8 protein-coding genes and 1 pseudogene are annotated in these 8,965 nt (G+C 50.7%); 1 reads left to right on the top strand and 8 read right to left on the bottom strand.

The window, feature by feature from the left end; all coding sequences use genetic code 11:
• Positions 1 to 2,087: calcium-binding protein (locus PsAD5_RS14200; protein WP_063292602.1), on the top strand; the 2,087-nt coding region annotated here is incomplete at its 5' end.
• A gap of 222 nt (positions 2,088 to 2,309) precedes the next feature.
• Here the strand turns inward: PsAD5_RS14200 and PsAD5_RS14195 are convergent.
• From PsAD5_RS14195 to PsAD5_RS14160, 8 genes and pseudogenes are all read right to left on the bottom strand, one after another.
• Positions 2,310 to 2,774, bottom strand: coding sequence for a hypothetical protein (locus PsAD5_RS14195; protein ID WP_063309016.1), 465 nt, complete (start codon positions 2,772 to 2,774; stop codon positions 2,310 to 2,312).
• Between the two features lie 15 nt (positions 2,775 to 2,789).
• A complete protein-coding gene (locus PsAD5_RS14190) occupies positions 2,790 to 3,773 on the bottom strand; it encodes a hypothetical protein (protein WP_063292600.1) in 984 nt (327 codons plus the stop codon).
• The gene (locus tag PsAD5_RS14185) at positions 3,770 to 4,834 is read right to left on the bottom strand and encodes a DUF4123 domain-containing protein (RefSeq protein WP_063292599.1); all 1,065 of its coding nucleotides are present in this window, start codon (positions 4,832 to 4,834) and stop codon (positions 3,770 to 3,772) included. The genes PsAD5_RS14190 and PsAD5_RS14185 overlap by 4 nt, the downstream gene beginning before the upstream one ends.
• A 5-nt stretch (positions 4,835 to 4,839) precedes the next feature.
• Complete coding sequence (locus PsAD5_RS14180) at positions 4,840 to 5,211, bottom strand: PAAR domain-containing protein (RefSeq protein ID WP_057461547.1); 372 nt, start codon at positions 5,209 to 5,211, stop codon at positions 4,840 to 4,842.
• 11 nt (positions 5,212 to 5,222) lie between these two features.
• Entirely contained in the window at positions 5,223 to 7,316 is a 2,094-nt protein-coding gene (locus tag PsAD5_RS14175) for a type VI secretion system Vgr family protein (RefSeq protein WP_063292598.1), read from the bottom strand.
• Positions 7,317 to 7,391: 75 nt separating this feature from the next.
• Positions 7,392 to 7,895, bottom strand: coding sequence for a hypothetical protein (locus PsAD5_RS14170; RefSeq protein WP_063292597.1), 504 nt, complete (start codon positions 7,893 to 7,895; stop codon positions 7,392 to 7,394).
• A complete protein-coding gene (locus PsAD5_RS14165) occupies positions 7,895 to 8,779 on the bottom strand; it encodes a hypothetical protein (RefSeq protein ID WP_063292596.1) in 885 nt (294 codons plus the stop codon). The genes PsAD5_RS14170 and PsAD5_RS14165 overlap by 1 nt, the downstream gene beginning before the upstream one ends.
• Positions 8,779 to 8,965 (bottom strand): annotated as a pseudogene (locus tag PsAD5_RS14160) (hypothetical protein); the annotation flags it as partial. The pseudogene PsAD5_RS14160 and the gene PsAD5_RS14165, both read right to left, overlap by 1 nt.

Here is an 8,965-nt window from a genome sequence, read left to right as displayed (position 1 = left end):
CCATCACGTCCCATGAACACCCCACTTACGGCGTTGCCCTGACCCTTGCCTGGGAAAAAGGTGGTAAGAGTGGAGCAGTTAATCTTGCCGATCTTGGCCAGCATATCGAACGCTATGAGTTTGCTGACGGGACGAGTTTGAGCAAAATTGAACTTCTGCAAGACGAACGCATAAGACTGGATGGCACAGCTTCGGACGATGTAATTATCGGAGGCAATGTCAGCAACATCATTAATGCCGGTGACGGCAATGATATCCTGACTGGCGGCACATACAGTCAGAACTGGCAGCATCTACGCGGCCAGGGCGGTGATGATACATATCACTACAATCAGGACAACGGGATTGTCTGGATAAACAAGGACGGCGAGAACGCGTCTTCCGGAAATGATACCTTTGTATTTGATGATTTGGTTCTGACTGATTTTACCATCACGTCCCATGAACACCCCACTTACGGCGTTGCCCTGACCCTTGCCTGGGAAAAAGGTGGTAAGAGTGGAGCAGTTAATCTTGCCGATCTTGGCCAGCATATCGAACGCTATGAGTTTGCTGATGGGACAAGTTTGAGCAAAATTGAACTTCTGCAAGACGAACGCATAAGACTGGATGGCACAGCTTCGGACGATGTAATTATCGGAGGCAATGTCAGCAACATCATTAATGCCGGTGACGGCAATGATATCCTGACTGGCGGCACATACAGTCAGAACTGGCAGCATCTACGCGGCCAGGGCGGTGATGATACATATCACTACAATCAGGACAACGGGATTGTCTGGATAAACAAGGACGGCGAGAACGCGTCTTCCGGAAATGATACCTTTGTATTTGATGATTTGGTTCTGACTGATTTTACCATCACGTCCCATGAACACCCCACTTACGGCGTTGCCCTGACCCTTGCCTGGGAAAAAGGTGGTAAGAGTGGAGCAGTTAATCTTGCCGATCTTGGCCAGCATATCGAACGCTATGAGTTTGCTGATGGGTCGACACTATCAAGTATCGAAGTAAAGACTGACGGCACACTAAAACTGACGGATACTCTCGGCGATGACATCATAAAAGGTGGAGATGGCAACCAGCAAATCATCGGTCGTGACGGAAATGATACGATCTTTGGAGGAGATGGAAATGACCAACTCTATGGAGGGGCTGGGCGCGACAAACTCTATGGAAATGAGGGGAATGACACCTTAAACGGTTACAGTTCCGGATCAGACTATATTCACGGGGGCGAAGGTATCGATACCGTCCGGTACTACTGGGCACGTTCTGGTGGTGTCAGCGTTAATCTTCAAGATAAAGTTGGCCTATCTGGAGATGCTGCAGGAGATGTCTATGTTTCCATTGAAAACGTGATTGGATCGAACTTCGGAAACGATCGTCTTGTAGGCGATGGCAATGCCAATGTCTTAAATGGATTTGCTGGCAATGATATACTGATTGGCGGTGGCGGAAACGATGCGATCTATGGCGGTGTCGGTGATGACCAACTCTATAGCGATGCTGGTTTGGACCGACTTTACGGAAATGATGGCAACGATACTCTGAATGGTTACAGCTCTGGAGCCGACCACCTTGATGGGGGGGAAGGGATAGATACCGTTAGGTACTACTGGGCGCGTTCTGGCGGTGTCAGCGTTAATCTTCAAGATAAAGCTGGTCTATCTGGGGATGCTGCAGGAGATATCTATGTTTCCATTGAAAACGTGATTGGATCGAACTTCGGAGATGATCATCTTGTGGGAGATGGTAGTGCCAATATCCTGAACGGGTATGGAGGGAACGATACGCTGATTGGTGGCAATGGCAATGATACACTGATAGGGGGACAAGGCTCAGACATCTTCGTATTCGGTAATGCTCATTTTGGAAATGATACAATCAAAGATTTTGCAACGGGCGCAGGCTCTGATGATATCATCAGTATTGATGCAGAACTATTTGCAGACTTTACATCTGTACTCGCCGCAACAAATGATGTTGGAGGAGATACGGTAATCAAGCTAGATGACGAGAACTCCATCACCTTGAAGGGTATTTCGAAGATAGACCTCCATGTCGATGACTTCCAGTTCATTTGATAATGTAGTTTGATCGAACTTTAGAACTTCATTTTTGATCCGAGTGACCCCGGGGACTTTCTCCGGGGTTTCTGTTTTGTTCGTTCTTAGCGTACGATTTTTTGCAAATCTTGTTCTGGCCCCTAAAAGCTTGATCTTTATGCATTACTAGATCACTTGACAGGAGGTATTAAACATAGGGATAGGGATTGGCATTCGTGCGGCCAGATGTTTATTCTGGAACTACTCTAGCCCCATTTCTTGCATAAGATCGTGATCATGGAACTCGCCATCCAATCCAATACGTCTACACAGTTCATCATCACTACAATCAAATGGAAAGCGGACGATTTCTCCATACTCATTCACGAATATCAGTTTTCCATTTAGCTCTGGAAAGTCTTTTCGGAGTTGATCGCAGAACATATATGCAGCTTCGATTGTCGTTGGAGGACGAGAAAACGAAATTGTGCGATTACTTCTATACATAATATTCATTCGCACATTTGGTTTCTTTATGCTCTCCATCTTAATTTCGTCATCTACACTTCCGTCATTGTACTGTTGTTTTTTTGACGATGAAATATTCCACTTCTTACTCAACCAACTTGATAACGAGGTGCTATCACTAAAAATTACTATTCCATCTCGAATAACAGATAGCATGCTTGGGTCATAAAGCTTATCGTAATTTTCAAAATGCAACACTAGTCAATCCTTTACTTATGCTATATCGCCATATTCTGATGGATCGTAATTCCACCAATCGTCTTCAGGATTAATCCTTGGAGGACGAGCAGAGTCATCATTCCCAAATTCGTTTTGCGCCTTGCAAGCATTTCGCATCGGCACATGCTCAATCATTCCCTCAATATCTTTCGACTCGTATAGTTCCATATAAAATGGAAGTAACGCAGGATGACTAATCGCTGTATAAAGTCCGATGTTCCAACAAGGTTTTCCAGGTGCATCAGGATTTTTTGTTATTATGCCATATCGTGTATATTCATCTTCATCTTGTTTCCGAATATCAACGTGCATCCAGAATTGTGAATACTCACCATTTGATTTTCTGACTTTTGGAGATCTGCTAGCGTTTTTGGCATATTTTGCGTCACCGAGCCAGCAACGATCCGGGTAGCTCATATCAGCATCAATTTCCTCTTTCCCGCCGCTGCAATGGAACTCGCTGCGAGTTTGAAAAATGCAGTATTGATACCCCCACCCCCTCATTTTTGCATCACGATCTACCCAAGGAAGATCCGGCCTCATTCTCCCATCAGTGACTCTATTCGGCAGTTCCACGGCCCAGAGAGGGAACTTATGCGGCTCACAGCAATTGCGCCGGGGGCGGACGCGGCGGCGGCGATAGGACACCGGTTCTCCTTGCTCATCTTCCCCTGTTGCTTCTCTTGGCTTGTCGAATTCACCGGGGTCATCCCAACTAGGATCAAAGAACTCATCCTGCTTTTTCAATTGAGGCGTAGGCTGAGTGTCGGGGGCCAGCACATCTGGCTGGATTAGTGGTTGCAACGGACTTGGCCGTATCAACGGTCTTGGAACGGGTGGGCTAGGCACGAATGGCTTTACCCATTGCGGGGTCTTAGGAACTGTACCTGGTGGAAGATTGCGAACAAATGCGTACTGATTACCAGCGGCTTGCGAAGCTACGTTCTTTACCGTTTTAGCCAAGTTTGGATTGTTCATGCTGCTGTCCTGATGATTTTTCCGGACCGTTCCCGATAAACGGTATTGCTGCCGTCTGCGTATGTTTCCTTGCATTCAATAATATCGCAGAGATCTCGCAGGGCCTCATTGTCAATTTCAACGCCGCTGTTAAACAGCAGCAGTTCAAGCCGTGTTTCGCGAGACATTGTTTCTTGCGAAAGAATGCGCTGAACATCCTTATCTTGATAAAACTCAGCTCCGGCCATAAAGCTCAAGACAGCCCAGTAAAAGAAGCAGCTCTCATCGCTGTAGCCTTGTTTGCCAGCGTGCTTTTGAGCCTCACCAAAGAACGAGATCAACTCCTTGCGCTGAAGTTCCTCCGTCTCCTTGGGAAAGGCTTTGCGAAGGAACTGCTCAATCTCGTGGTAAAAGCTGATTTGAGCGCAGTGCATCATATCATCGTATTGACGCTGCTCGATCTCGCGGAATGGGAAGGTTGCGCGGTAGTTTTCGACTGCTCGGTCATGGTTTTCATGTTTGTGCCAGTGATAGTCCAAGCCGTCTTCGGTCTCGATGCCGAGCTGCAGCTGTTCGCCGCGAAGGCGATAGACCGCAAAACTTGATGTGTAGTCATAAGGTGCTGCAATCAGATCAATGTTTTTGAAAAAATCCTGCCACTGTTCCGGGAAGCCATGACGCAAGAAACAATAAAGCACGCGGGCATCATAAAAACGCAGGTAAACTGGTTTGCCACTTTCTGGCGTGATCACGCTCATGAACCGCTTCAAGGAGGTTCGAAGTTCCTCAATCGCCTTTGTTGAAAAGACGATGATACCAAGCTTTTCTGGAAACCCAACCTTTAGCCAACTGGTCAAAACAGCGGGATGGATAGTCAGATCTACAAGCAAAGAGGTTCGGGCATGGGCCTCTTGTTTGGCCTCTGCAGGTGACCCCATCAACGGTTCCCATCCGTCTTCGCCTGTGGTCCGGATCTCGCTTGCAAGGTCTTCCTGCCAGGATGCATCCAGCACCAGGTATGGTTTGGCACCAATCGTTGCAGCTTGCGCGGCGATCCCCTTAAATCGTTCTGTCAAACTCACTGCTGCTATCCTTTGGAGGCTTTGTCTTCACAGGTTTCACAAAACGGCGACCGGCTCATTCCTACGGGGGAGGCTCCACCAATCAAAACATCCCCAGACCCGGTTGAATCGGCCCCTCCGCAATCAATCGGATCTCCCTGTCGTCCGGCTTCCTTGTTGTTGAACAGAACGGTCGGACTTCCAGAAGCCAAAGACCGGCCATGGGGTGGTGACGGACAGACCGGACACGGATGCGGCGCATAAGCATCTCCCTGGCGCACGGCAAGGCGGTTGTTAATCAGAATATTCGGGCTCCCGGCAATGGCGGGAGTTGGCGGGAAGTGGCATCCATGACCAGAACCAATGTCCCCAAGGCGTGCTGCTGGTTTTCCTGACATATCGTGCTCTCCTATTTCTCAAAGGAACGCGCATAGCGCTGTGCATGAGGACCGGCGTAATCAGCTGGCTTCATAGCTTCCATTGGAGGAACTGGAGCGCCTTTGGCAGGAGAACCACCACAGTTGACCTTCACCAGCGTGCCTTCAATTTGCACACCGCCTTTGTCAATCTTGACGAAGTTGCCACCGACATTCAGGCTTATGCTCGCACCAGCCTGAATAACCACAGCGTCCCCGGCATTGATGTAGTGGGTTGTTCCGCTCTCAAAGTGCTGTTTGCCCTTGGTCTCCAATCGCCAGTTTTCTTCAACAAGCGTTATGGCATTGCGCACGACATGAGTGACCTTGTCTCCCACGACCTTCAGAAAATCGCTGATCTTGATCTGGCGCAGTGCGGACCCGTCAACTTGTGTATGTTCTGACCCCTTCACCTGTTCGCGGTGATCGCCGCCCACCTCAATGTCTTTTGAGCTGCCGATAGATTCAGATTGAGACCCTTCAACTCGTTTGTGGCGGTTGGCACCCACCTTCCAGGTCTCGTTGTTCTCAACAACGCCGTTGTGGAATTTCTGAGCGTGGAACCAGACTTCCTCCTGCCCGCCCTCATCTTCAAAGCGAAGCTCGTTGTAGCCATTGGCCTTATGGCTGTCTGACATGAGCACCATGCGGGTTTTGAAGTCGGGAAGTTTGTTCGGTGGACGGTTGTTGTTATGATACGTCCGCCCCGTAATGATTGGCTGGTCTGGATCACCTTCGAGGAAGTCTACGATGACCTCGTGGCCGATGCGGGGGATGGCGATGTGGCCCCAGCTGGCTCCACCCCAATTTTGCGAGACACGTATCCAGCACGAAGATCTATCATCCTTGGCGTTATGGCGGTCCCACGGGAACCAGACTTTGACCCGGCCATGTTCATCACAGTAGATCTCTTCGCCCTCAGGCCCGGTGACATGAGCGATCTGAGGGCCGTCCACCAAGGGCTTTTTAAGCAATTTGGGCCGGTATGGCAGGCGGGCGGGCATGACCTCAAACCCGGCACTGTAACTGGTGGTGCCGCTACCAGCTTCCTCCGTCACGGCTTGCGGCTGGCTGCCCTGATGCGAGACGGTGAGCAAATGATACTTGATGTTGTAGTCGTCGTTTGGGTGGTCTGTGAGCGCAAACTGATGACCGGCTATCAGGTGAATGGCATTGGTCGCCCCATGGCCTGTGGTGGCCTCAACACGTGCTGCCTCCAGCCGGTGTTTTGTGAACGGCTTGCCAACACCATCGGCCTTGTAGCGCCCGGGATACTCATAGAGCGCATAGTCTCCAGCTGAACCGTTGTCCTCACCGCGCTGGTGGGCGTGTTGCTGATTGTAAGGTGGGTTCTTGAAGGAATAATCGCGCTGCATGAAGCTGGTGGCTCGCAGCTGCTCACGCAGGACAAAGCTGGAGCAATAGACACCTTTGACAGCCCCGCCCGCCATGCTGTTGTACTCCAACTTTGGCTGGTCCGGCAGCTGCGAGACAATCTGTGGGTTATCAATGAACTGCAGTGTATGCTGGCCGTTGGTACCATAGGTGAAGTAGTACCAGATGCCTTCCTCTGCCGTGATGCGCTCTAAAAAGCTTAAGTGACTTTCCCGGTACTGCACGCAGTATTCGCGGGCCGCGTGGGTGTCTGTCAGATCCCACTTCACATCCTCGACGCCGTGCTCCTTCAGCAGGATCTTGACGATCTCGGGCACGCTCTTTTTCTGAAAGATCCGGCAGTCAGAGCCGTGAGCTAAACGGTGCAGACTGGGCAGCAGCGTCAGCGAATAACTGGTGCGGTGATGGCCTTCATTACCGCGAGCAATCTCAGCAATCACCCCGGAGAGATGGCGCAGGCCCTCGTATTTATGATGGATGGTCAGCGTAGCGGGCGTGTCCAGCAGGCCATGCAAGTCCAGCGCATTGTCATGGCTGGCAAGCTCAATCTGGATCTGTGTGAGCCCATTAAGGCGTTCAGTTGCCGAGAACCCCGTGACCAGCAACTCCGAGTTGGGCTGCGCAGGAGCGGCAAAGGTGAAGGCCAGATCTTGTTCCTGGAAGAGCTGCGGGATTTGGACAATAGCATTCATAACAAACTCACTGGCAAAAGAAAAAACAAAGGACGTACAAGTATTGAGAGTGGTCTGGCGGGCTTCGTTAGGGCTTCACCCCGGCGGCGGATAGGGTTTTCCAGCAGCAGAGGTTGGCGGACACAACATACCGGGAGCAACCAGTACTTCGTTCTTGCGCTGGAAGTCATTCAGGAACGTTTGGTCGCAAGAGCGATACCCTACAAGGATCGCCTGCGCGCGCGCATAGTCGGTGATTACCAATCCGAGAAATGCTCCGCCGACAGCAACGATTAAGAACACGACTGAGAAGCTTTGGGCTGACCGCTTAATCCAATGTTGCCCCCAAGGAGTAATGGCAAGGTGAAGCATAGGTAATGCTGCTCCAGCCAGCAAAAAACGGGATCTACCGCGGACAACTTGTAACAGTTCAGGTTCAGGAGGCTGAGCAAAAATGGCTAGAAGCGCGGGACGCATTACATCCAAGCAGGCGGAAATTCCTATCAAATCGAGAAGGAGCATCACTGCATGGAGGCGACGAATGTCCTGACCGACCCAACGACCAGCAAGTGTGCCCTTATCAATCACCCACCCCAACATCAGTGTCTCCGATAGAGCTGATTATACAAATCTGGACCGCCAAAATGCCAGATGGTCTCACGTTCCAACTGGTTCATAAAGCGGTTGCTGCGACGTTCAAACTCTTCCACTTTCTGCTTCATGGCAACATGTGCAGCATGAATGACCTTGCCGACTTCCTGAACTCCATGAGCGACAGCTTGGCCAGTCCAAAGCAAGGCTGCGCCGAGTTTTTTCTTAATCTGATAGCTTTCTGATAGCTCACTTAACTTGTGCCCGACATAGAGCCCCACAATGATTGCCCCTCCGGTCACAACGACTGCAGGCAGAGCAATCGCAGTAATTGTACCAGCAATAGCAACAGCTCCTGCTGCTGCCAGAGCTCCCGCGGCCATCGCGACCGTACCAATAGCAACGTCGGTAATGATGTTGGCAAACAGCTCGTGATAGAGCTGCTCATCACTCATGACGAACTGCATCACATCGAGTGCGACATAGCAGGTGATCATTATGATCGCATTGGACCTTCCTGCAGATTTAAGTGCCTCTGGGCCAATGCCAAACGCAATGACTTTCGGCGAGGTGGACAGATACCGTGTGCCCTTCAAGGTCTCACGCAAGGCGGAGTATCCCTTAAACACCACGTAGGTCTTGCCGTTCACCACTTTGGTGTAATAGCGCCCCTGCAGGCCGATTTCCTTCAGGAGTGTCTGACCACCCTTCATATCGCGTAGCAGCACTGGCAGGCTCGCTAGGTCAAGGGCACCACCCGTTGTTACTCCAAGGCTTTGATGGCTATCTACCACCGCTTGCGCAAAGAGCTCCATATCCATCACGACAGCTTCATCCTGGCGTGGGTTGATGAGCTCTGCTGCCATGCGTTGTTCTGCGAGCGGATAGACCATCAGAATATCTCCTTGTGCGACTGTTCCCCTGGCCTGACCATCAAGCGGTGGCCGGGAAACTGATCCAGAAAGCCCCGGATCTCCAGCTCTTCGGACAGATCTTCATGCAGTGCATCTGACGAGCGCTCAGGCCGGTCACGGCCTTGCAAGACCACATGCGCCGTGCCTGCCGGGTCGCACTCTTTG

This window comes from Pseudovibrio sp. Ad5 (assembly GCF_001623095.1).
GTDB lineage: Bacteria > Pseudomonadota > Alphaproteobacteria > Rhizobiales > Stappiaceae > Pseudovibrio.
Note: the sequence above shows the minus strand (reverse complement) of the source record. Positions and strands in the feature narration are given on the sequence as shown.

Coding starts and splice junctions, on each gene's coding strand:
- PsAD5_RS14190 (WP_063292600.1), bottom strand. CDS start 3,773: ATGAACAATCCAAACTTGGCTAAAACGGTAAAGAACGTAGCTTCGCAA.
- PsAD5_RS14180 (WP_057461547.1), bottom strand. CDS start 5,211: ATGTCAGGAAAACCAGCAGCACGCCTTGGGGACATTGGTTCTGGTCAT.
- PsAD5_RS14175 (WP_063292598.1), bottom strand. CDS start 7,316: ATGAATGCTATTGTCCAAATCCCGCAGCTCTTCCAGGAACAAGATCTG.
- PsAD5_RS14170 (WP_063292597.1), bottom strand. CDS start 7,895: ATGTTGGGGTGGGTGATTGATAAGGGCACACTTGCTGGTCGTTGGGTC.
- PsAD5_RS14165 (WP_063292596.1), bottom strand. CDS start 8,779: ATGGTCTATCCGCTCGCAGAACAACGCATGGCAGCAGAGCTCATCAAC.